The organism is Sorangium sp. So ce327 (assembly GCF_051530205.1).
Taxonomy (GTDB): Bacteria; Myxococcota_A; Polyangia; order Polyangiales; family Polyangiaceae; genus Sorangium; species Sorangium cellulosum_B.
The window spans coordinates 3,609,504-3,632,482 of record NZ_CP150330.1 but is presented as its reverse complement, the minus strand read 5'-3'; the positions used below and the strand labels follow the sequence as shown (position 1 = coordinate 3,632,482).

Below are 22,979 nucleotides of genomic sequence, written 5' to 3'. Positions count from 1 at the left end.
CCGCCCGCTCTGCGCGCTTCCCGCGCCTCGGCTCCCTCCCATTGCGTCCCATTGCCTCCCATGATTCCCGCGCCTCCCGCGCCTCCCGTGATTGGGCGCCTCCGCGCATCGGGCTCTTGCCGCCGGCGCTCGTCTGTCTTTCCCTGCTCCGGCCTCTCTCCGACTCTCTCCTCCTGCTTGCTCCCGCGCCCTCCTCTGCCGGCGCGGCGCGCGTCTGCTAGCGTCCGCCCATGTTTCGGCGAGCTCGCGCGCTCCAGCACCCGGTCACCATCACCCTCGACGGGGCGGACGTCCCGGCGGAGCGGGGCGAGCCCCTGGCCGTGGCGCTGATCGCCTCCGGGCGCGTGACGCTCGCGCGGAGCCCGAAGCTGCACCGTCCCAGGGCGCCGACCTGCCTGCGCGGAGGCTGTGACGGCTGCCTCGCGCGGGTCGATGGCGTGCCCAACGTGATGACCTGCCTGCGACCGGCGGCCGGTGGAGAGCGCATCGAGGTGCAGAACGTCGTGGGCTCGCGGCAGGCCGACCTGCTCCAGGTGACCGACTGGTTCTTCCCGCAGGGGATCGACCACCACCACCTGATGGCCGGCGTCCCCGGCCTGTCCGGGGTCATGCAGTCGATCGCGCGCAAGCTGGCGGGGCTCGGGCAGCTGCCGAGCGCGGCGCTCCCCCCCGAGCGCGCCGCGCGGCTCGACGTGGACGCGGCCGTGATCGGCGCCGGGCCCGCAGGCGTGGCGGCCGCGTCGGCGCTCTCGGCGCGCGGCCTCCGCGTGGCGCTGGTCGACGACGGGCTCGCCCCCGGCGGGTCGCTCGCCGGCGCGCCGCGCCGCGCGGCGGAGCTCCTCGCGCGATACCCGCTCGACGGCGTCCGCGTGCTCCGCCGTCACGTGGCCGCCGGCGTCTACCTCGGCGAGCTCCTGGTCGCCGGCGACGCGGGCGCGACCGTGCTCAGGGCGCCTGCCAAGGTCTTCGCCACCGGGGCGCACGACGGCGTCGCGGCGTTCCCGAACAACGATCTGCCCGGGGTCTTCTCGGCGCGCGCGTTCTGCCGGCTCCTCGCGTGCGGCGTCGAGCCGACCGGCCCCGTCGCTCTCGCGGGCGAGGGCCTCTGGGCCGACGAGCTCGCGAGCGCCCTCGGCGACCGCATCGCGGTCCGGATCCCGCTCGCCGCGCTCGCCGCGGTGAACGGGATCTCGCAGGTGAAGAGCGTGACGGTGCGCGACGCGCCGTTCGCCCCCGACAGCCCGACGAGCGACGTCCGGGTCGTGGCCGTCGCGGTGGACGCGCCGGCCGCGCCCGCGTTCGAGGTCGCCGCGCAGGCGGGCGCGCGCGTCGAGATCGACCCGCGCGCGGGGTACGCGGTGCAGGTCGACGCGCGCTGCAAGGCGGGCGACGCCCTGTGGGCGATCGGCGAGTGCACCGGCGCCTCGCTCGATCTCGCCGGCATCGAGCGGGCGGCGACGATCCTCGCCGACGACGTGCTCGCGGCGCGCGGCGCGCCCGCGTGAGCCCGCGGGCGCGCGCGTCGAGATCGACCCGCGCGGCGGCTCAGCCCTCGATGATCAGATCGAAGAGGCCGAGCCCGCCCGCGAGGAACACGACGTCGAACACGCCCATGAGCGCGACGTAGTCGGTGAGCTCGCCGATCGACGCGCCGCCGAAGAGCTCCCGCGTCCCCGCGACCGCGGCGAGCAAGGTGGGCGCGAGCAGCGGGAAGAGCACGCTCGCGAGCACGAGGTCGCGGGCGCGGGTGCGCACGGTCATGGCCCCGAAGAGGGTGCCGCTCGCGGCGATGCCCGGCGTCGCCGCGAGGCAGAAGAGCGCGAGCCCCGGGCCCGTCTTCACGAGATCCACCGCGAAGAGGAGCGCCGCGACCGGGATGATGATCACCTCGACCGCGATCACGAACGCGCAGAGCCCGAGCGCCTTGCCGGCGAAGAGCGCGCTCCTCGCGATGGGCAGCACGAGCAGGCCCGAGAGCGCGCCGTCCTCGCGCTCCCGCTGCCACGTGCGGCTCAGCGCGAGCACCGACGCGAACGCCACGCTCACCCAGATGACCCCGGGCGCGACCCGCTCGGCCGCGTCCTGGCCCGCGTAGAACGCGAGCGACGCGATCACGGCGACGAGCACCGCGAAGAACCCGCTCGTGGTGACGATCTCGCCCGTGGCGAGCTCGATCGCGAGATCCTTCCGCGCGACGAGCGCCGCCTGGCGCGCCCAGCCGGGCCGGCGCCGGGGGAGCGACGCGCGGACCGTGGGCGCCGTGCTCTCCGAGATCACGGCGCGGAGGTGAGGCTCAGGTACGTCTGGTCCTTGAGCCCCCGCTCGTAGTCGGCGAGGAGCCGCATGCCCTCGGTCGGCTTGAGCAGGTCCTGCTTGATCGCGCCGTCCACCTGGGCCTTCACCTTCCCCACGAGATCGCGGTTGTCGTACTGGGTCAGCGCCAGCACCTCGTGGATCTTGTTCCCGGCGATCGTCTCCTCGATGTAGTACCCGCTCTCCTCGTCCTCATCGAGGAAGACGTGCACCTCGTTGACCCGGCCGAAGAGGTTGTGGATGTCGCCCATGATGTCCTGGTACGCGCCGGTCAGGAAGATGCCGACGTAGTACGGCTGGTCGCCCGAGATCGGGTGCAGCGGGAGCGTGTCCTTCACGTCGTTGAGATCGATGAACTTGCTCACCTTGCCGTCGGAGTCGCAGGTGATGTCGACGAGCGTGCTGTCCGCCGCGGGGCGCTCGTTCAGCCGGTGGATCGGCACGATCGGGAAGAGCGCGCCGAGCGCCCAGTGATCGAGCAGCGACTGGAACACCGAGAAGTTGCAGATGTACTGGTCGGCGAGCTGCTTGCGGAGCTCGCCGAGATCGTCCGGCACCTCCTCCGGCTCGAGCGACGACGCGATCTTCTGCATGCCCTCGGCGATCTCCCAGAAGAGGATCTCGACCCGGGCCTTCACGTCGAGGTTGAGGAGTCCGAGCTCGAACATCTTCTGCGCCTCCTCCTTGATCTGGAGGAGGTCGTGCCACGACTCGCCGAGGTTCGGCCCGGAGATGTTGTCCTTGATGTAGAGGAGGTTCTGGATGAGCTTGTGCTCCTCGGTCTGGATGTCGATCGGCGACATCGGCGTCTTCTCGATCGAGCCGAACGCCTGGACGACCAGCACCGAGTGGTGCGCGACGATCGCTCGCCCGGACTCGGAGACGATGTTGGGGTGAGGCACCCGCTCCTCGTCGCAGATGTCGGCGATGTTGTGCACGATGTCGCGCGCGTACTCCTCGACCGAGTAGTTCATCGAGGAGTGGAAGGTCGAGCGCGAGCCGTCGTAGTCGATGGCGAGCCCGCCGCCGACGTCGATGTACTCGATGCGCTGCCCCATCTTGCGGAGCTTGGCGTAGTAGCGCGTCGCCTCGCGCACGGCGCGCTTGATGATCAGGATGTCCGGCACCTGCGAGCCGATATGGAAGTGGAGGAGCTTGAACGAGGAGCTCATGCCCGCCTCGTCCATGATCCTGATCGCCGCGAGGATCTCGGCGGTGGAGAGCCCGAACTTCGCGTTCTCTCCGCCCGAGGTCTTCCACTTGCCCGCGCCCTCGGTCAGCAGCCGCACCCGGAGCCCGATCATCGGCTCGACGTTCATCTCCTTGGCGACGCGGGTGATCATCCGCACCTCGGAGAGCTTCTCCGCGATGAGGATCACCTTCTTGCCGAGCTTGCGCCCGATCAACGCCGTGCGGATGAAGTTGTCGTCCTTGTAGCCGTTGCAGACGATCAGCGACTCGGGGTCGGTATGGACCGACAGGCCGGCGAACACCTCGGGCTTGGAGCCGACCTCGACGCCGTAGTGGTAGGTCTTTCCCGCGTCGAGGATCTCCTCCACGACCTCCCGGAGCTGGTTCACCTTGATCGGGAACACGCCGCGGTAGGTCCCGCGGAACTTGCTCTCGGCGATCGCCCTGTTGAAGGCCTCGTTGAGCGCCCGCACCCGGTGATGGAGGAGATCCTGGAAGCGGATGAGCAGCGGCGTGCGGAGCCCTTGCTCGAGCGCCGCGTCGACGACGTCGCGGATCGCGATCTTGCTGCCGCGCTCCTGGAGCGGCGCGACCGTGAGGTTGCCGTCCGGGCTCACGTCGAAGTAGCCACGACCCCAGCGGTCGATCATGTAGAGCGACTTGGCGTCTTCGGTCGTCCAGACGTCGGTCTCGGTCTCGTGCGCGCTGCTCACGGTCGTTCTCCTTGGCGGGGGCCGCGGCCGGCGGCGCCCACACCTTCTCTGGGAGTGCCCCCACGAGGGGGCTTCTGGCTCATCAGGGGGACGTCAGATCGTCGGTCCGACGCAGGACGGCTGGACGCCGCGCGCTGGCGACGCGGCTCATTACGATAGGAACGCCTGACCTTCAAGGGCAGGCAGCCCGGTCACAACCGGCGGGAGGGGGGCTCCGAGCAGCGCGCGCTCAGGCCTGGGCCTTCGAGGCCGCCTTCGCCCGCTTCGAGGCCGACTGGTAAAGGTCGTAGAGGCGCGGGACGGGGTACGCCTCGAGGCGCTTCCTGTACCCCTGGTCCTTCGACCGGTTCAGGACGGTCAACGTCTCGTCGATGAGCTTCGCCCGCGTCCCGAACTTCTCCTTTACAACGCTGAACGTCGCGTGGAGGCGGAGGAGCTTGGCGTTCGAGACGTGATCCAGGCCCTTCGTGCCGCCCCGATCGGAGCTGACGCGCCCGAGCCAGAGGTCCTCGGTCGCGAACCCTTTCACGGCCTCGACGAGCTTCGCCTTGTCGCCGAAGCGCTCCTTCACGATCGCAAGCGGATTTTTGCTGGCCATTGCTGAGACTCCCACGGGCAGGCGAGGCCTGCGCCGGACATGCGCGAGATGACTCGCGCGGCTTTGAAGAGGGGCGCGATCTAGCAGAGCAGGGCGGGGCGCCGCAAGGCCGCGCTGCGGAGGGGCGGCGCCGGCGGCCTTCGAGATCCCGCGTCGCCCGAGTGTCGCCGCTGTGCTGGGCCGCAGATCGTGGTACACGGCGCGCCGATGCTCAACCTGGGGAGCTGGCTCGTGGCGCACGTCGACCGGCTCCGACCGTTGAAGCCGCCCCTCTCGGACGTCAGCTCCCGCCTCGCCGAGCCCTCGTCGGCCCTGGCGAGCACCGTCCTCAAGGCCCTGTTCCCGGTCGTCGCGTTCATCGCGCTCGCGCCCGTCCTCTGGCTCTTCTTCCGGCGCACCTGGCGGGAGCTCGACGTCGAGGCCCACGAGCACCAGCGGCGCACCCTCGCCGCCGGCGGCTACGACCGCCGCCCCGCGGTCCTGTTCACCATCACCGCCGTCGTGCTCATGCTGCAGCAGTACTACGGCGGCCGCGCCGTCTACGACGAGCACATCCGGCCGTGGCTGCGCGAGCTCGAGCTCGCCCAGACGCTCTCGCCGGCCGGGACGCTGCTGCCCATCTCGATCCGCCGCTACGACGAGCTCTACGGCTACGTCTGGTGGTCGTTCACCCGCGTCTTCGGCTACGTCGCCATCCCGATGGTCGCGTGGAAGGCCTGCTTCCCGAAGGACAGCCTGCTCGACATGGGGCTGCGCGTCCGAGGCCTCGCGAAGCACGCGTGGATCTACCTGCTCTGCCTCGCCGTCGTCGTCCCGGCGGTGTTCGTCGTCGCGAGCGCGCCCGACTTCGGGACCTATTACCCCTTCTACAAGCAGTCCTCCCGCTCCTGGTTCGACCTCATCGCCTGGGAGACGATGTATTTCGCCCAGTTCTTCGCGCTGGAGATCTTCTTCCGCGGCTTCTGGCTCGCCGGCCTGCGGCACACGCTGGGCTCCGGCGCGATCTTCGCGATGATCGTCCCCTACTGCATGATCCACTTCGGCAAGCCGTACCTGGAGGCGGCCGGCGCCGTGGTCGCCGGGATCGCGCTCGGCTCGCTCGCGATGCGCACGAAGAGCATCTACTCGGGCTTCCTGGTCCACGTCACGATCGCGCTGCTCATGGACCTCGTCGCGCTGTCGAACCGCGGCGCGCTGCCGCGATCGTTCTGGGGGACGTGACGTCGTCTGACGTTTCGCACATCTTCGCACGCCTTCGCGGCCGGCCGGCAGCGCGCCCGATGGCGCGCCCTCGCGCCTTGGCTCAGCCGAGCGTCCGGGTCAGCTTGCGCATGATCTCCGCCCGGCTGCGGTCACGGATCCCGCGCCGGTAGAGCGCCTCCAGCCCGCCGGCGGCCGCGCGCACCGCGTCGCGGTGCTCGCCGTCCCAGGGGAGCACCGCGAGCCTCCGCCAGAGGATCTTCTCGAGGAGCCGGGGCTTGCGCCTGGCCAGCGCGCCGCTCGCGAGCTCGATGACCCGGGCCGAGGTCGGGTCGGCGCGCATCGCGCGCACGAAGAACCCCACGGCCGCTGTCACGCGGCGGCCGCCATGCATCGCCTGTACGCCAGCGTCGCACAGGGCCTCGGCCCGCTCGCGCGGGGTCGCGGCGCGCCGCGCGCGCTCCCGCGCGGCCTGCACCTCGGCGCTCAGCGCGTCCCGGCGCCGCCGGGCAGGGCGCATCTTGACGACGAGGAACAGGATGAAGAGGGCCGCAACCCCCGCGAGCACATGCCGCCAGCCGATGTCCATGGCGCCCGCCTTACTACAGCGCCCGGGACGTGCTCACCAGACCGAGCTTCCACGACGGGGGGGGCGTCGCGCCGGATCGCCTCGCGACGACGTCCTCGGGATGACCGCGCGTGCCCGGAGCGTTGCTCTCCAATCCAGCTTCAGCTTCCTCCGATTCCACCGGCACGATTTCCGCCGATACGGTGCGGTTTGCGCGAGCGGACGATCGCAACCTATGCTGAACCGAGAGATGCCTGCCCCGTCGACCTCCGGGCCTTCCCTTCGCGTGCCCCTGCGCGCCCTCGCCGCCGCGCTCGGGCTCGCCGTGCTCGCGCTGCACCCGGGCAGCGCGCTCGCCGACATCTTCACGTACACCGACGCGGATGGAACGGTGCACTTCGCGAACCGCCCCACCGGCGACGCGCGGTTCAAGCTGTACATCAAGGGAGACGGGCGCCGCTCTTCGACGACGCGCGCGGGGGTGACGCCCGTCGCGCCGAGCGACAAATCGCTCGAGCGCTTCAGCCGCTACGACGCGTGGATCCGCCAGGCCGCCGCGCTCTATCAGATCCCCGAGGAGCTCGTCCGCGCGGTGATCAAGTGCGAGAGCGACTACGATCCACGGGCCGTCTCGCCCGTCGGCGCGCAGGGGCTGATGCAGCTGATGCCAGAGACCGCGCTCCGCATGCAGGTGCGCGACGCGTTCGACGCGCGAGAGAACATCTTCGGTGGAACGCGGTACCTGCGCATCCTGGCCAACCTCTTCAACGGAGATCTCGATCTCACCATCGCCGGCTACAACGCCGGTGAAGGGGCGGTCATGAGGCACGGCGGCATCCCGCCGTACGAAGAGACCCAGGCCTACGTGACGCGCGTCCGGACCTACTACGCGCGCTACCGCACCACCCGGGACACCACGGTCGCGTCGATCGAACCCTGACCGGCTCGCGCGCCCGCCAATCGCGCCCGCGCGCCCGCGCGCCCGCCAACAGCGAGCGCGCTCGCCAACCCCCCGCCCGCCCGCCAGAGGCGCCGCTCGGCGACAAGCGGCGCACATCGCCCCCGACGGGGTACCGCGATGCTACGCTCCCAGGAACCGCTGCCGCAGCCTCTCCCGGGCAGGCCCCGAGACGCGCAGGCGCAGGCACGCGGCCATCCATCGACGCTCTCTTTGCTCCGCGCGAGCAAGGGTCCACGACATGACGACCACCTCGAGCCTCATCGAACTCAGCAAGCGAAGCCACGACATCGCGCCCCTCAAGCCGCCGGTGGACCCGGCGTCCCTCCATCACGCGAACCTGCTCGAGCTGCCCGATTTCCGGAGGATCCCGGCCTACGCCGACGTGACCGACGAGCAGTTCAATGACCACCGGTGGCAGGCGAAGAAGTCGATCACCCGCCCCGACAAGCTGCTCGACACGCTGCGCGGGATGGTGTCGGACGACTTCATCCGGGACGCGACCGAGGGCTTCGCGCGCGCGCCGATGAGCGTCCGGGTCTCGCCGTACATGCTCTCTCTGATCGACTGGAACGATCCGTACACCGATCCGCTCCGGACTCAGTTCATCCCGCTGGCCTCGCGCTTCCTGCCGGATCACCCGAAGCTCGGGCTCGACTCGCTGCACGAGCGCGCGGACGCGCCCGTCCCCGGGCTGACGCACCGGTACGCCGACAAGGCGCTCTTCCTGCCGCTCGACACGTGCCCCGTGTACTGCCGCTTCTGTACGCGCAGCTACGCGGTGGGCATCGACACGGAGGAGGTCGAGAAGACCCACTTCAAGGTCGACGAGGAGCGCTGGAAGCGAGCGTACGCGTACATCGCGTCGCGCCCCGAGCTCGAGGACATCGTCGTCTCCGGCGGCGACGCATACAACCTGCGGCCGGAGCAGCTCGGCGCGATCGGCGAGACGCTCCTCAGGATGCCGAACATCCAGCGCATCCGCCTCGCCACGAAGGGCCCGGCCGTGATGCCGCAGAAGATCCTGACCGACGACGAGTGGATCGACGCGGTCACGCGCACGGTCGAGCTCGGCCGGAAGCTGCACAAGGAGGTCGTGATCCACACGCACTTCAACCACCCGAACGAGATCACGGGCGTCACCCGCGACGCGATGAACAAGCTCTTCGAGCGGGGGATCACGGTCAGGAACCAGTCGGTGCTGCAGCGCGGGGTGAACGACACGCCCGAGACGATGAAGCTGCTCGTGAAGCGCCTGGGGCACGTGCACGTGCACCCCTATTACGTCTACATCCACGACCTCGTCCGCGGCGTGGAGGACCTCCGGACCACGCTGGCGACCGGGCTCACGATCGAGAAGTATGTGCGCGGCTCGACCGCCGGGTTCAACACGCCGACGTTCGTCGTCGACGCGCCCGGCGGCGGAGGCAAGCGCGACGCGCACTCGTTCGAGCACTACGACCGCACGACCGGGATCTCGGTGTTCGAGGCGCCGAGCGTCAAGCCGGGGCAGCGGTACACGTACTTCGATCCGATCGATCAGCTCCCGCCCGAGGGGCGCGCCCGCTGGGCCGACCCGGCGGAGCACCAGAGGATGATCGACGAGGCGCTCCAGGCCTCGCGCTGAGGCGGGCCAGCTCCGTGGGTCAGGGATCCCACCCGGGATCGCTGGACTGCGGAGCTAGGCCTCGGCCGGCGGATCCTCGTAGCGAGCGAGCGCGCCGGCGAGCTCGCGCTTCACGCGGTCCACGAGGTCGGGCGGCTCGACCACGCGGGCGGTCTCGCCGAAGCCGAGGACCCACGTCGCGAGCTCCGTCATGTCGCCGATGAGCATCGTGAGCCGCACGCCGCCGCCGGAAAGCGGCGTGATCTCCTGAGACGGATGCACCTTGCGCGTCCGCACGAACTCGGTGACGCGCTCGTCGAAGTCGATCACGACGCGCCGGGGCTCGCCCCCGCGCCAGATGCCGAACTGGCCCTGGAAGTAGTCGTCGATGGAGAAATCCGGGGGCAGCTCGAACCGCTCGGTGACCGCGCACTCCGTGTCGCGCATGCGATCGAGCAGGAACGTGCGCACCTCGCCTCGCCCCACGTGGAGGCCCACGCAGTAGATCGCGTCCTTGTAGAGGACGAGCGCGTACGGGTGGATGAGCACCCGCTCCTCGCGCCCGTCCCGCGAGCGGCGATAGCGGCACCGCAGGGGGCGCAGGTCGGCGACGGACTGGAACAGGTCGTCGAGCTCCTCGGTGCGCGCGGCGTAGTCCTTCGGGGCGAACGGGAGATAGAGGAAGCGCTCCTCCAGCCGCGCGTCGGCGACGCCGGCGTTCGGCCCGCGCCCGGGCCTGCGCGCGACGCCGAGGAGGCGCTGCGCGGCGAGGTCGATCTCCTCGAACAGGGTCGAGCCGCGCATCGGCTCGAACAGCCGGCGGGCGGCGAGCAGGGCGTACGCCTGCGTCCGCCGCACCTCGACGCGCCGGGGCGCCTCGCTCGGAGACAGCCGCCAGAGGCGAGGGCCCCCGGGGCGCGTGGCGACCGACACGAGATCGAGCTCGCGCTTGACCTCGACAAGGTAGCGCCGGAGCGAGCGCGGCGTGACATTGAGCTCGCGCGCGAGATCATAGATCGTCAGGCCAGCAGGGTGCTTCTGCAGCAAGCTGCGCAGCGAGTCGAGCCGCCGGTGCTGGGTGAACGGGCCGCGCGGCCGGCCGCGCTGCGCGCCGCCCGGCACGTCATCGTCGTCGTCGTCGTCCTCGTCCGGCGGAGGAGGCCTCTTCGAGGCGGCCGCAGGAGCACCCGCCTCCGCCCGCGGAGGGCCCGCTGGAGGGCGCACGCTCGGCGCGGACGGGGCCGCTGGAGGGCGCACGCTCGGGGCCGCCGTGCTCGACCTGACGTCGAGGGCCGCGTCCCCGGTGAGCCGCGGCGCCGCGCCCGGGCGCGGCTTCGGGGGCGGCGTCGCGCCGCTCGAGAACGGGTCGGCAGTCTGGCCGACGCGCGGGCGCGGAGCAGCCGCTGCCCCGCTCGATTTGCCGGCCCCCCGCGCGCGAGTGGACGCGGTGGCAGGCGCATGGGCACCCCCAGGGCCTGTGCGAACAGCGCGCGCCATCAGCTCAGCGCTGTATCGCATCACCCCCTCCCGTCCAAGATGTTTGTCCCGCGCCCTGCCGACCGAGCAGCGATCCCCGACCGGGCGCGCGGCGGCGGCGCTCGCCGCTCGCGGCGCTCGGCGCTCGCCACGGCGCCGTGAGCCCGCGAAAATGTCGTTCGGTTACGGGAATTTCGCCGCGGCGAGCCGCGGGGACGCAGCGGCGAGCGGCGCGAGCCGGAGCGGATACGCCGCGCCGCCGGCGGGCGGCTCACCAGGGACGATCGCGCATCGTCTTCTTGTACTGCTCCTTGTAGAGGTCGTGGCACTGCTTGCAGCTCGCCTTCGCGCCATCGACGTCGCCGGCCTTCGCCTTGGCGATGCCGGCCTTCGTGATCGCCACCCAGCTGCCCATGCCGGGCGGCGGCTTGCTGGCCACGTACTGCAGCGCCGTCGCGATCTTCGCGGCGTCGCCGCTCGAGGTCGCGGAGGCCATCGTGCTCTTCATCCAGGCCTGCATGGGGCACATCTTCTGGCCCTTCGCCCCGCACTCGAACTTCTTCTCGCCCGCCTGCGCGGCGCCGGTCGACGCTGGCCCCGCGGCCGCGGCGGCAGACGCAGCGGCCGTCGCCTTCGGCGCGGCCGTCTCCGCCGGCTCGGCGGTCGCCGCGGCCGTCTCCGCCGGCGCAGCCGACGCAGCGGCCGTCGGCTCGGCGGTCGCCGCGGCCGGCACGGCCGCCGTCGCCACCGGCGCGGCCGTCGTCGCCGCAGGGGCGGCGCTCTCGGTCGGCTTGCCCTCAGCCACCGCTCCGGGGGCCGTCGCGTCGCTCCCCTTGCTATCGCAGCCGAGCGTGGCGAAAGACAGGCTCGCGAGCAACAGCGCGAGCGGCGTGATCGTTCTCCTCATGCAGTCTCCTTGGGTGATGAACGGAAGCGCTCCTGACGAGCGCGAGGCCGAGGGATGCGTGCCGCGGTCCTCTTTGCGCCGCGCAGTGTAATCGGGTCGCCGTCCGTCCGCTGCGGTCGCGCGCCATCGTTCCGCGCGGCGCTTCACTCGCGCGTGCCGGGCGTCGAGGCAAACGGCGACCACTGGAAGTTGTCGAGGAGGGCCACGGAATCGTTCCAGGGATCGCCGGTGTCCCAAAGTACGAAGCGCAGCTCCATGATCTCACCCGGGGTGACATTGCCGTTCATGACCAGCCATCCGGTCCCGCCGCCCGCGCGCTCGCTCGATCCGCACCAGCCGGGCTCACCTTCGAACTGGGCGGGCGGCCTCGTGGCATCGAACCCCGTCCCGCGGAGCTGGGTGATGCTCGTGCAGGTGGTCGTCGTGCCGGGGGTGGCGCCGCCGCCGCACCCGGTCGGCCCGTTCACGCACTGGGTGAAGAGCCCGGTGCCGCCGAACGCGAGGTTCGTGCCCAGCGGGTAGACCGGCGCCCCGGCGGGCGGCGGGTCATAGAAGGCCAGGTTCCCGTCCGCAGGATTCGCCACCTCGCCTGGAAAGGGCTCGAACGTCGAGTCGAGGAGCGCCAGAAAGAAGTCGTTGAACCGGCTGCACACCCACTCCGGATACTCGGACGAGAGGAAGAACGTCGAGACGCTGAACGCGCTCGCGTTCGTCGGCACGCGGACGCGCAGCTTCAGCATCACGGGATCGTGGGCAATCGCGCCGCCCTGCGGGTCAGGGCACCCGGGCGCGTTCGGGAGGTTGTCGCCGTTCGCGTCGAGCCAGTCCGCGGGCACCCTGCTCGACGTCCCCATGTCCTGGCCGCCCTGGAACGGGGCGAAGCTCGGCCTCGTGTTGTTCGGCGCCGCCTCGGCCGCGGCGACGCCGGTCGAGAGCACCGCGAGCCGCGCGCCCTGGAGCGGCGTGATGCCGGAGCCGAAGCCCTGGCGGATCGATCGCTGGGCCGCGGCCGGCGCGCTTGCGCCGTCGGCGCGGTGGAAGCTCGCGGAGAGGACACCCCACGTGCGCTGCGAGCGCGACGGTGGGCTCGCCGTCGTGGTGACGCAGAGGTCGATCGCCTTCGCATAGTCGAGGGCGGTCGGCGAGTCGCTCGTGAGCCCGGCGTCGCAAGGCGCGGTGTTGTCCGCCATGCCGTCGCAGTCGTCGTCGATCCCGTTGCCCGCCACCTCGAACGCGCCGCGGTTCACGAGGGCCGGGGTGCCGCACCCGTCCGACGGGGAGTCGCAGCAATCGCCATCGCAGATCGTCCACCCGTCGCCGTCCTGATCGGGTGGGTTGTCGACGGTGCCGTCGCAGTCGTTGTCGATATCGTCGGCGCACACGTCGAGCGCCGGCAGCACCTGGTGGAGGCATGGCCCCCACGAGAGGCCGCTCGACCTGCAGGTGGAGACCCCGGGGGCGCAGGGAGCGACCCCCTCGGTGCCCGGCGATCCCTCGTAACACACCCTCGTGTCGCCCGGCGCGCACGAGCAGGGCCCGCGCTCTGCTTCGTCGTGCTCGCACCCGTCCGCCGGGTCGTGGTTGCAGTCGAGGAACCCGTCCTCGCAGGCGGTGAGCGCGCACGCGCCCGAGACGCAGGCGATCCCGGCGTGCGAGAGCTCCGGACAGGCGCGACCGCAGGCGCCGCAGCTCAGCGCGTCCGTCTGGAGATCCCGACAGACACCATCGCAGCACGCCGCGCCGCTCTCACACGGGTGCGCCGCCGAGCAGCCCTGAACGCACTCGCCCTCTCCGGTGCACAGCGCGCCCAGGGGACAGTCGCCGTCGACGAGACAGGCAACACAGGCGTGCTTCGCGGGATCGCAGGTGAGCGGAGCTGCGCAGTCGGACTCGGCTTCACAGCCCGGAAGACAGCGCTTCGCCTCGGGATCGCAGTACTGACCGGGCGGGCACGCCAGAGGGCCAGGCAGACAGGCCACGCAGTCGCCCGTCTCCGGGTCGCACAGCGGGGCGCTCGGGTCCGCGGCGCAGTCGGCCGGACAGCCGGAAGCGCCCTCGCCTCCATCACCCCGCGGGATGTCGGGGCCTGCCGCGCCGGCGCAGGACGGCGCCACGCCGGACGCCAGCGCGAGCCCGACCACGGCGGCGAGCCCTCCGCTCCAGGCCAGCGGGCGGCGACGGACTGCGCGGGTTCTGATCGACATCGGCAAGCGGCTCCCCTCCTCGGCGCGACGCACCCGAGGGGTGGCCGACCGCGAGGATCGTAGACTACCCGGTCGGTGGCGTCGCTCAACGCGTGTGCTCGTAGAGCGTGAAGGCGCCATCGCGCTCGATCCGGCGAAACGAGGGGTGCGCCGCGGTGAACAGCGGCTTATCCGGCCGCTCGTTCCGGAGGATCACGTAATCGTACGCGACGCCATGGACATCCGGCCTGAACCACTCACCGCGGTTCGACGGCGGCGCGGGGAGGCGACGCTTCAGCGTGAAGGGGAAACCCACGTTGTGCCAGCCGTCCGCGCTGAAGCCCCCGTGCATGATCTGCACCCACGAGGAGAAGTGGTTCGTGCCCTCGATGATCAGCGATTCATCGGTCCGCGGAGGCAGCGTCAAGAAGAGGACCTCGGCGCCCGGCGGGATCCGCTCCACCATCCGGGCGAACGGCGCGACCCGCTCGTCGAAGCGCGCATATTTCTCCGAGAGGTGGAGCGGCAGCACGAGCGCGGCCACCACGGCGGGGGCCATCAGGAGGCGCGAGCGGCCCTGGAGCGGCGCGGTGATGGCCAGGAAGCCGAAGAAGCAGATGAACGGCGAGAAGCGCCCGCTCACGAACCACCAGTCGAAGGGGCGAGCCAGGTGCAGCGGCACGAGAAAATAGCAGATCGCCATCGCAGCGCAGAGGGCGAGAGAGCGATGGCGATGCAGCCGGTCGAGGAGCGAGCCGGCAGGCGCAGCTGGCTCGCGCGCGGGAAGGCTGCGGCCAGGGAGGAAGCGCCGGGCGACGCGCGCGACGCCAGAGAGGCCCAGCAGCGACGCCACCGCGAGGAGCACCCAGAAGAGCCGGGTGTCGAGATCGCCCGATACCGAGTCGAGCGTGTACTCCGGGAACGATCGGAGCATCTCGTGCCATGGCACCCAGACGCCCTGGAACCGCGGGCCGCTCCGCAGATCGACCATGGGGCTCTTGAAGGCGACGAGCTGCCACAGGACGAGCGCGACGGCGGGCGCGAAGAGCGGCAGCGCGACGGCGATCCGCGACCACCGGGGCAGGTGGCAGAGCATCAGCACGGCGACGCAGACGTAATAGCCGAAGAGGATGAGCGGATGGCTGAGGCCGCAGCCGACGCTGAGCAGCGCGACGGCGGCCCCGCGCAAGGGGCTCGGCCGATCGAGGTAGACGTCGAGCGCGAGCACGCCGGCGAGCAGCAGCGCGACGCCGACGAGGAACGGCAGGAAGCCGCACGCCCACGAGAGGGTGAAGGCCAGCGGGAAGGTGAGGACCGAGAGCCAGGGGCTGCGCCGCGTCCGGCGCGCCCAGCCGAGCGCCGCCGCGGGGATGGCGAGCACATAACCGGAGAGCACGACGCGATTCGCGTTCTCGAGGCCGACGCCATAGGCGATCACGTGCGTCAGGATGTGATAGGCGCCGTAGGGGGCCGGACGGAGGCTGAGCTCGTAGAAGTCCCTGAAGCGCGTCCACGGCTCGTCGAAGCTGTGCCAGATATGGACGGCCGCGAGGTGGTTCGGCAGATCGAGCAGCGGCAGGAACCGCACCCGCCATATCGGCACGATGGCTGCGACGGCGAGGAGCACGAACGTCGCGACGAACGCCCTGTCGCAGGGCCAGCGATTCCCGCTCTCGACCGCGGGAGGCGCCTCCGCGCCAGGAGGTCGAGGCGGCGGGGCGACGGACGCGCCGGCCCGGGGCGTGGGATCACTGTCGGACGGGCTCGAACCGGGCATTTCCATGAGAAGTGTGGCGCTCCCCTTCCCTCCGCTGCTGCGCGAGGAGCGGGTAGGCCGCGAGCGTTAGCACAGGGCGCCGCGCGGATTGCAGCGCCGCGTGTCTTCCTCTAGTTTCCCGGGCACCTCGCCGGGTGGACACGGCACGAGGTGACGACCACTGGCCAGCCGGAGCGGCAGGGGCGCTCCAGGCAGCCCTCCAGGAGACCCGAATCCATGAGGCACCTCGCTCGCGTCGCAGGCGGCGCCGCAGTCCTGCTCGCCGCCGCCACGCCGCGCGCGCAGGAGCCCGAGCCCGCGGCAGAGGAGCCCGCCGCCGCGGTCGCGAGCCCCGGCGACGCGCAGACAGAAGGGGTCGGGGCGGCCGGCGAGCCGGAAGGCGCAGCGGCGCAGGCCGATCGAGCGAACGCGCAGGCGCGGGAGCTGCAGCCGCGCGACGCGCCCGCGCCCGTGTCGCCGGCGCCCGCGAGCGGCGACCGCGGCGACCTCTTGCCGCCGGGCTTCCGGGAGCAGGTGCGGGTCGCGCTCGGGCCGCTGGAGATCGCGCCGATCGCGCTGCTCGCGCTGCAAGCCGCGCCCTACGTGGGCGACGACGCGCTGAGCCAGGCCGGCGACAGCGCCGAGCAGCCCGGCTTCCGGCTGCGCCGGGTCCGCGCCGGGCTGCGCGGCGACGTCGCGGGGCTCGTGCGGTTCGCCATCTCCACGGAGCTCGCCGGGGACGACGCGGGGACGGCGCGCATCCACGAGGCGTGGGCCGGCGTCACGGCGGCGCGCGCGCTCGAGGTGATCGCGGGCGCGCGCACGGTGCCCTTCTCTCGCTCGGCGATGACCGGCGCCGGCGATGGCGCCCTCGCCGAGCGGCCGCTCGCCGTCCGCGCGATCGCCCCGTTCACGCAGGTCGGGATCCAGGCCGAAGGGCATTTCCAGGACCGCGCCTTCAGCTGTCACGCGGGCGTCTACAACGCCTTCCAGCGATCGGATCAGTTCTACGCAGGTCCCTCCGAGAGCCTCGCTCCCCTCGGCAACCGCTTCGAGGGGATCGCCGTCGCCGGCCGGGTCGCCACCGAGCCGCGGGGCCCGCTCGGCCGTACGCTCCAGGACGTCGCCCGCTCGCCCTTCCGCCTCGGGGTCGGCGCCGACGGCTTCTTCAGCGACGGCGGCGCGCGCACGCTCTATGGCGCGAGCGCCGATGTCCTGGTGCACGCCGCGGGGCTTCACGCGCTCGGCGAGGTGCTCTGGACCGGGGCGAGCCCCAAGGCGGTGCCCACCCAGCCGATCGCGCAGATCACCTCGGTCTCGTCGCTCGCGCTCGTCTTCGAGGCAGGCTACATGCTCATCGCCCGGAAGCTCGGTGTCTCGGGTCGCGTGGAGTGGATCGACCCCAACCTGGATATCGACGATGAAGGGGACAACCTCGTGCTCACCGGCGGCGCGAGCTACCACGCGGTCGACGATCTGGTGAAGGCGCAGATCGAGGTCACGCACCGGGAGGAGCTCGGCGGGCTGTCGCTCTCGAACGACGTGCTCCTCCTGCAACTCCAGCTCTCGCTGTAGGAGAGATCGCTGTGCGGCGAACCCACCGCTGGCTCACCCGGGTAGCGCTCGTCCCGCTCGCCGCCGCCGCGCTCGCCGCCCCCGCGCTGCCGAGCTGCGGGGGCGATCGGCTGCTCCGCGCCAAGCGGATAGAGCAGCGCGCCGAGCTCGTCGGCGGCCCTGTGGCGATGGCGGACATCGGCGACTTCCTCCTCGAGAACGACCAGATCCGCGTGGCGATCCTGGGCGGGCGGGACTCGCCCGGGCCGGGGATTTTCGGCGGGGCCATCGTCGACGTCGACCGGCGGCGCGGTCGGATCGGCGAGGAGGGCGGACAGGGGCGCGACCGGTTCGCGGAGATGTTCTCGCTCGCCAACCTCATCGTGCCCGACCCGACGGCGACCGACGTCTCCGTGCTCGCAGACGGATCCGACGGCGCAGAGGCCGGGATCCGCGTCGAGGGAGACGGCGAGTTCCTGTTCGAGGCGATAGGCCTGCTCCGGGCGCAGGAGGATCTGCTCGGCCTCTTCTTCCCCGACGTCCGCTCCAGGATCCGCTTCCGGACAGACTACCTCCTTCACCCGGGCGATCGGTTCGTGACGGTGCGCACGGTCCTCCTGCTCGACGACAGGCCGCCGCCCGGCTGCGAGCCCCAGAGGAGCTGCGAGCCGTGCCCGAACGGGTATCGGCAGGACCCGGGCGGCTGCCTGACCTGCGCCTGCAGCGACGTCCTGCCGCTGGACAACGCCACGGCCCCGGTCTCGGTGTTCGGCGGCGTCCTCGGCGATCCGCCGGAGGCCGCGCAGGAGGCGTCGTCGCGCCGCGCCGGCATCGTCGCCGGAGACTTCGTGTTCTTCGGCAACCAGAACGACGTCTTCGCGCCCGGCGCGGGCTTCGACGAGGACACGGCGGTCCAGGACGCGTGGAACGCGGGGCGGAACTCCTTCCAGGCGCCGCTCACCTTCGATTTCGTGGCCGCGGCGGGCGGCGACGTCAGCTACGGCTACTTCACGAAGGCAGCGGAGGGCACGGCGCCATCGGTGGTCAACGTGCCCCTCTTCGCCAGCGCGGCGACGGCGTTCGTGTCCGCCAGCCGTTCGTGCCTGTTCAGCGAGGAGGACGACGCGGCGTGCGACGCCCACCGCGCGTTCAGCTACGAGCGCTACCTGGCCGTGGGCGACGGCGACGTCTCGAGCGTGACGGGCGTGATGCACCGGCTCCGTGGGACCGCGACCGGCGCGGTCAGCGGCCACGTGCTGTGGGAGGACACCCTCGAGGCCGCGCCGAACGCCCGGGTGTTCGTCTTCGCCGATCCCGATCCCGCGCGGCCCTTCGCCTCGCTGGACGAGCTCGTGGCGGCCAACCGGGAGGCGCGCGGCGACGTGGGCCTCGTCGACGAGATCGACGCGGATCTCGGCCTCGACCCGTCCGAGGACGGCGATTTCCGCGGCGCCTTGCCGCCCGGCAGCTACCTGCTCGTGGCGAGGAACGCTGCGGGGACGGCGACGTCGGCGCCCCTCCGGGTGAGCCTGCGGGCCGGACAGGAGGCCGTGGTGTCGCCGCGCCTCCCCGCGCCGGCGAGGGTGCGTTACCGGGTCGCGGACGAGGCGGGCCAGCGGGTGCCGGCCAAGCTCGCCTTCGCCTCGCTCGACGAGGCGGGGCGGAGGCTCCCGGGCGACGGCCGGCGCAGGGTCTACCTCGGCGACGGCCGGCTCGGGAACGGCAACCGGGCCGTCGAGATCACGGCCACCGGCGAGGGAGAGGTCGAGATCGAGCCGGGGCGATACCAGATCACGGTGTCGCGCGGCATCGAGTACGGCATCTACGTCGAGCGCGACGTCACGCTCGCGCCGGGCCGCACGTTGCAGCTCGACGCCACGCTCGTGCGCGAGGTCGACACGAGCGGGTGGATGTCGGCCGACATGCACCTCCACTCCGAGCCGAGCTTCGACAGCGGCATGGCGCTGCCGCGGCGGGTGGCCGCGGTGGCGGCCGAGGGCGTGGAGCTCGCGGTGTCGACCGACCACGACGTCGAGACGGACTACCAGCCGACAGCGCGCGCGCTCGGGCTCGCGCCTCACCTCGCCACGGCGATCGGGGCGGAGATCACCACGCTGGAGCAGGGGCACTTCATCGGGTTCCCGCTCGGGTACGACGAGCTCGACGTCCCGGGCCACGGAGCGCACGACTGGACGTGCGAGCCCGGCGGGGCGATCCTCGACGCCCTCCGGGCCTCCGGCGACGGCACCGTGGCGCCGCTGACGATCGTCGCGCACCCGCGCGACGGCTTCTTCGGCTACATCGACCAGCTCGGCGTCGACACCTACACGATGGGCCGGACGCCGACGTTCCTCGAGGAGAACAACCCCGTCTTCCGGACCGCGAGCTGCGCGTTCGACGCGATGGAAATCATCAACGGCAAGCGGTTCGATCTGGTGCGCACGCCGAGCGTGGCCGAGGTCGTCGACTGGAACCGCTGCCTCGCGCGGCTGAACGCCGCCGGGAGCGCCGCCGAGATCGAGGCCGCGTGCCCCGAGGAGGCGGGCTGGCTGCGCGCGCCGTGCGCGGCGACGTCCGCGCCGGGCGGCGCCCCCCGCGCAGGCGCGGCTGCCGTCGCTCTTGCTGTCTCCGATTGCAAGCGCCGCGCCCGCACCGAGCTCGCGTGGGCGCTGATGAAGCGCATCCTCGCCCGGACGCCTGACGAGCAGGCGAACGACTGGGGCTTCTCCGGAACGACCTCCGACAGCCAGGAGCTCTGCGGGCCCACGGCGCTCGGCGGCGATCCGGTCCCCGAGGACGCGCGCGACGCGCCGTGCACGTACCGCGCGGGCCAGGTGGACGACTACTTCCGCTACCTCGAGCGGGGCTTCGCCCCGGCGCAGATCGCCAGCAGCGACAGCCACGACGGGTCGAAGGAGCCGGGCTTCCCGCGGACCTATTTCCGGAGCGCGACCGACTCCCCAGCCGCCCTCGAGATGCCGGCCGCGGTCGAGAGCCTGCGGGGCGCGCACGCCTTCGCGACGTACGGCCCCTTCATCCGCGCGACGATCCGCGGCAAGACCTACGGCGAGGTGGCGGCGGCGAGCGCGGGCGAGTCGCTCGAGCTCCTGTTCGATGTCCAGACGGCGAGCTGGTTCGGCGTCGATCGGGTGGAGATCTACCTGAACGGCGGGATGGTCCGCTTGCTGGAGCCGGCCATGCCGCCGAGCGCGATCGTGGACGTGCGCGGCAAGGTCACCTTCACGGCGCCGGATCGCGACTCCTGGGTGGTGATCATCGCCATGGGGCTCGAGGACAGGAACCTCATGAGCCCTGTCTCCCTGGACGTCCCCTTCGGTGAGATCCAGCTCTCCCGGCTGGCCGGCGACGCGTTCGGCCGGATCCCCGCGCTCAGCGCCCTGTTCGCGCTCACGCCGACGGTGCCCGACTGGTCGCCGGTCCCGCCCTACGCGATCACCAACCCGATCACCATCGATGTCGACGGCAACGGCCGCTACGACGCCCCGCTGGCGAGGCCCGATTTCTGCTCTCGTCCCTGCGATCCCGGCGTCCTCGATCCGGAGCAGTGTCCCGCGGAGCAGGTTTGCCTGACGGAAGAGGCGGTCTGCGGCTTTCCGATCCCCGGCAAATGCGACCATCGTCGCCCGGCGCTCGCGCACCGCGACGACTGAACGCCGATCCCCGGGAGCGCGCCTGCGTGGGACGCGCCCGCGTGGCCGGGCCGAACCCGGCCGGCTCTCAGGAGATGACGTTTGCGTGCCCATGCCGGGGCACGTGCACGCAAACGTCGCTTGATCCCGGGGGGAGGATCGGCCAGCCGCTCCGGCTGGAGCTTACCGGCCCTCGATCGTCTGCGACTTGATATGGAACTCGACGCGCCGGTTGCGCTGCCGGCCTTCCGGCGTGTCGTTGGACAGGAGCGGCCGGCGGGAGCCATAGCCGACGGAGGTGAGCCGCTCCGACTGAACGCCCTTGTTGATCAGGTAGACCCTGACCGCGATGGCGCGGTTGTGCGCGAGCCGGTCGTTGTAGTCGATGGTGCCCTGGTTGTCGGTGTGCCCCTCGATGCTGAGCAGCTTGATCTCGGGGTTCGCCTTGAGCAGGCGCACGACCTCGTCGAGGATCGGATAGCTCTGCGGGAGGATCCTGGAGCTGTCGAACTCGAACTCGACCTGCTTCATGATCTCGATCTCGGCGGAGCCCGTGATCCTGCGGATGTAGAACGGGCAGCCGTTCTTCTCCGGGTCTTCGACGACGACCTGCCCCGGCTCCTTCGGGCATTTGTCCTGCGCGTCGGGGATGCCGTCCTGATCCGCGTCCTCCTCGGGGCAGCCGTCGCGATCGTCGATGCCGTCCTTGTCCTCGGGGTCGTCCGGGCACTTGTCGACGACGTCGGGGATGCCGTCGCCGTCGCGGTCGGGCATGTCCGGACATCCGTCGCTCGGCTTGGGCTGCTTGCCGTCCTCGGGGTCCTCCGGGCAGAGGTCGATGACGTCGGGGTAGCCGTCGCCGTCGGTGTCCTTCTCCGCCGTGATCACGTAGTTGAAGCCCGGCGAGCGGGCGTCGGAGTCGGCGATGCCGAACGAGCCGCCGACGAGGGCGACCCCCCGGAAATCGGGCGCGTAGCCGCCGCTCATGCGGGTGCCGACGCCGGCGCCGACGTAGACCGCCTTGTCCTTGGTGAGGAACATCTTGCTGTTGAGCTGCCACTCGATGGGCGAGGCATCGAGCTCGCCCGCGGTCTCCTTGAGGAGGCCGAACGAGCCGAAGATCTCGGCCCCGAGGCGGAGCTTGCCGTCGACGAGCGGGACGTAGCCGCCGACGCCGTACGTGAGCTCGCTGCCCACGACGAGCTCGTTGAGCGCCACGCGCGGCCGGATGGCGACGCCGGTGTTCAGGGTGACGAAGAAATCCTTGAAGTCGTACTCGGCGCCGAGGCCGAACGAGCTGCTCACGCCCCGGTCGCCTGCGAACGAGTACGTGTTGCCGATGGGCACGAAGACCGCCCCGGTGAGGCCGAGCCGGAAGCGGCGCTCGTCGAGCTCCAGGGCGACGAAGCGCGCGTCGACCCGGAGGTCCATGGGGGTGGCGGTCTTCAGGTCGACGCTCTGGTTGAGGCCGAGCTCGCGGTGGTAGGTCTGGTTGCCGTCCTGGAACAGGACGATGGGGAACGAGACCTGGAGGGCGCCGCGGCCGAGGATCTCGACGCCCGCGTTCAGGTAGGTGATGAGCTGGGAGGTGACGGGTCCGTCGCCCTCGACCCGCTCCTCGATGGCGAGGTTGTCAACGTAGTTGTCGTCGCGGAGCGGGTGGACCGACATCCCCAGCCCGAGCTGCCCGAAGAAGCGCGTCCGTTCCCCCATGTGCGGGCGCCAGACGCCGATCCCGTCGTCGGGGGCGCCGGCCATCCTGAGGCGATCGAGGTAGAAGGTCCGGTCCTGCGCGCGGGCGGCGGAGGGCGCCAGCGCGGCGAGGGCCGGTGCGGCCAGGGCCGCTGCGGTCAGCGCGCAGCGAAGGCGCGACGGGCGTCGCGGCGCACGGCCCGGCAGGTTTCGTCGATCCATCACGGTGAGCTGTCCTCCAAGCAACGCTCGAAAAACGAGGTTGACGCGGGCGTTCCGCCGCATGCGGGCCGGCGTCCGGGCGGGAGCCTACTCGGGCCGGGGGAGGATGTCTCCTGGGTCGAACCAGGAGGTGCGAGGACCGCCGCGGAAGCGGGCGGCTGTGTCCGGGGCGCGCGGGTCGGAGCGGCGGGCTGGCGCGCGGTCCTTCCGCGACCTCGGCACGCTGTGTAGCTTGGGCCGCATGTCGACAATGAAAAGGCGGCGCACGGGCCACGGCGCGGGCGCGCGGATGGCTCCGCTGGCGATTGCGGCCGGGATGACGAGCTGCGGCCTGGTGCTCGGGCTCGACGACTTCAAGGACGCTCCGCGGGCGAGTGCTGGGGAGGCGGAGC

General features: G+C 71.7%; 15 protein-coding genes. 6 read left to right on the top strand and 9 right to left on the bottom strand.

Annotated features, from left to right (window positions below; genetic code table 11):
- Positions 1-230 precede the first annotated feature (230 nt).
- Positions 231-1,505 carry a (2Fe-2S)-binding protein gene (locus WME95_RS13800; protein ID WP_437908859.1) on the top strand — a complete coding sequence of 425 codons (1,275 nt, stop codon included), beginning with the start codon at positions 231-233 and terminating at the stop codon, positions 1,503-1,505.
- 40 nt (positions 1,506-1,545) lie between these two features.
- Here WME95_RS13800 and WME95_RS13795 read toward each other — a convergent pair whose 3' ends face one another.
- From WME95_RS13795 to WME95_RS13785, 3 genes are all read right to left on the bottom strand, one after another.
- Complete coding sequence (locus tag WME95_RS13795) at positions 1,546-2,277, bottom strand: heme exporter protein CcmB (protein ID WP_012235086.1); 732 nt, start codon at positions 2,275-2,277, stop codon at positions 1,546-1,548.
- Positions 2,274-4,217, bottom strand: coding sequence for a biosynthetic arginine decarboxylase (speA, locus tag WME95_RS13790; protein ID WP_437908858.1), 1,944 nt, complete (start codon positions 4,215-4,217; stop codon positions 2,274-2,276). The genes WME95_RS13795 and speA overlap by 4 nt, the downstream gene beginning before the upstream one ends.
- A gap of 229 nt (positions 4,218-4,446) precedes the next feature.
- Entirely contained in the window at positions 4,447-4,815 is a 369-nt protein-coding gene (locus tag WME95_RS13785; RefSeq protein ID WP_012235084.1) for a hypothetical protein, read from the bottom strand.
- 207 nt (positions 4,816-5,022) lie between these two features.
- On the opposite strand from WME95_RS13785, the gene WME95_RS13780 reads away from it, so the two are divergent.
- Positions 5,023-6,036, top strand: coding sequence for a CPBP family glutamic-type intramembrane protease (locus tag WME95_RS13780; protein WP_437908856.1), 1,014 nt, complete (start codon positions 5,023-5,025; stop codon positions 6,034-6,036).
- A gap of 82 nt (positions 6,037-6,118) precedes the next feature.
- Here WME95_RS13780 and WME95_RS13775 read toward each other — a convergent pair whose 3' ends face one another.
- Positions 6,119-6,604 carry a hypothetical protein gene (locus tag WME95_RS13775; RefSeq protein ID WP_437552285.1) on the bottom strand — a complete coding sequence of 162 codons (486 nt, stop codon included), beginning with the start codon at positions 6,602-6,604 and terminating at the stop codon, positions 6,119-6,121.
- 214 nt (positions 6,605-6,818) lie between these two features.
- On the opposite strand from WME95_RS13775, the gene WME95_RS13770 reads away from it, so the two are divergent.
- Entirely contained in the window at positions 6,819-7,523 is a 705-nt protein-coding gene (locus tag WME95_RS13770) for a transglycosylase SLT domain-containing protein (protein WP_437745905.1), read from the top strand.
- A gap of 259 nt (positions 7,524-7,782) precedes the next feature.
- Positions 7,783-9,168, top strand: coding sequence for a KamA family radical SAM protein (locus tag WME95_RS13765; protein WP_437908855.1), 1,386 nt, complete (start codon positions 7,783-7,785; stop codon positions 9,166-9,168).
- A 54-nt stretch (positions 9,169-9,222) separates the two neighbouring features.
- Here the strand turns inward: WME95_RS13765 and WME95_RS13760 are convergent, their stop codons facing one another.
- From WME95_RS13760 to WME95_RS13745, 4 genes are all read right to left on the bottom strand, one after another.
- Positions 9,223-10,371: a helix-turn-helix transcriptional regulator gene (locus tag WME95_RS13760; protein ID WP_437908853.1), complete on the bottom strand. Its 1,149-nt coding sequence runs from the start codon at positions 10,369-10,371 to the stop codon at positions 9,223-9,225.
- A gap of 523 nt (positions 10,372-10,894) precedes the next feature.
- Positions 10,895-11,530, bottom strand: a complete 636-nt coding sequence (locus tag WME95_RS13755) for a hypothetical protein (RefSeq protein ID WP_437552281.1) — start codon at positions 11,528-11,530, stop codon at positions 10,895-10,897.
- Between the two features lie 143 nt (positions 11,531-11,673).
- Entirely contained in the window at positions 11,674-13,734 is a 2,061-nt protein-coding gene (locus tag WME95_RS13750; RefSeq protein ID WP_437908851.1) for a MopE-related protein, read from the bottom strand.
- Between the two features lie 85 nt (positions 13,735-13,819).
- Positions 13,820-15,496 (bottom strand): hypothetical protein, encoded by a 1,677-nt coding sequence (locus tag WME95_RS13745; RefSeq protein WP_437908849.1) that lies wholly within the window; start codon positions 15,494-15,496, stop codon positions 13,820-13,822.
- 210 nt (positions 15,497-15,706) lie between these two features.
- Between WME95_RS13745 and WME95_RS13740 the strand changes: the two genes are divergently transcribed.
- A complete protein-coding gene (locus WME95_RS13740; protein WP_437908848.1) occupies positions 15,707-17,044 on the top strand; it encodes a porin in 1,338 nt (445 codons plus the stop codon).
- A gap of 11 nt (positions 17,045-17,055) precedes the next feature.
- Entirely contained in the window at positions 17,056-20,694 is a 3,639-nt protein-coding gene (locus tag WME95_RS13735; RefSeq protein WP_437908846.1) for a PHP domain-containing protein, read from the top strand.
- A 162-nt stretch (positions 20,695-20,856) separates the two neighbouring features.
- On the opposite strand, the gene WME95_RS13730 is transcribed toward WME95_RS13735, so the two are convergent.
- On the bottom strand, positions 20,857-22,587 hold the full coding sequence (locus WME95_RS13730; RefSeq protein ID WP_437910981.1) for an OmpA family protein: 1,731 nt from the start codon (positions 22,585-22,587) through the stop codon (positions 20,857-20,859).
- Positions 22,588-22,979 lie beyond the last annotated feature (392 nt).